At 56.7% G+C, this 702-nt stretch carries 1 protein-coding gene; it reads right to left on the bottom strand.

Translation table 11 applies throughout. The features are described 5' to 3' along the window. Positions 1–28: 28 nt before the first annotated feature. A complete protein-coding gene (locus ACR0AP_RS20935; protein ID WP_480495824.1) occupies positions 29–661 on the bottom strand; it encodes a tyrosine-type recombinase/integrase in 633 nt (210 codons plus the stop codon). Positions 662–702 lie beyond the last annotated feature (41 nt).

Below are 702 nucleotides of genomic sequence, written 5' to 3'. Positions count from 1 at the left end.
GGCCGCCCGCGTAGGCGACCCAACTGCACTAGATTTCAATGGCTTCAGCGATGGCCAAGGCATCCTCGAGTTCGACACCGAGGTATCGGACCGTACTGTCCATCTTCGTGTGGCCCAGAAGGAGCTGAACCGCGCGAAGGTTTCCGGTCTTCTTGTAGATCTGAGTGACCTTGGTTCTACGCATCGAATGCGTGCCATAGGCGCTTGCCTCCAGACCAATCGACGTGACCCAGTCGCGGACGATTCGAGCATACTGACGGGTCGAGATGTGCAGCCGCTCATGGAAGCGGCCCGGCCAAAGGTACTCGGAGCCGATCATCACCTCGTCTTCCATCCACTTCTCGACCGAGGCGCGAGTCCCTTCGGATATCTCAAATCGCACAGGTTTCTGTGTTTTGCTCTGTAAGACCGACGCCCGTTCCTTGATCTGACCTGTCGCCATAACATCAACGACTTTCATCTTCACCAGGTCGCAACCGCGGAGCTTGCTGTCGATCGCCATATTGAACAGTGCCAGATCGCGATGGTTCTCAGCGAGTTCGAGCCTAACCCGGATCGCCCAGACGTGTTTTGGCTTCAGGGGGCGCTTTTGACCAACAATACGTCCTTTGTTCCAGGCGGGACGAAGCGCACGAATGGCAGGTAAGTTTGGTGTTTCCATGACTGATCCTCCGATCCGCCATGCCCTCCCACAACGACAAC

The sequence above is a fragment of the Ruegeria sp. AF7 genome (assembly GCF_056541885.1).
Note: the sequence above shows the minus strand (reverse complement) of the source record. Positions and strands in the feature narration are given on the sequence as shown.

Excerpts from the sequence above, each read along its gene's own strand:
- ACR0AP_RS20935 (WP_480495824.1), bottom strand. The coding sequence starts at position 661 with ATGGAAACACCAAACTTACCTGCCATTCGTGCGCTTCGTCCCGCCTGG.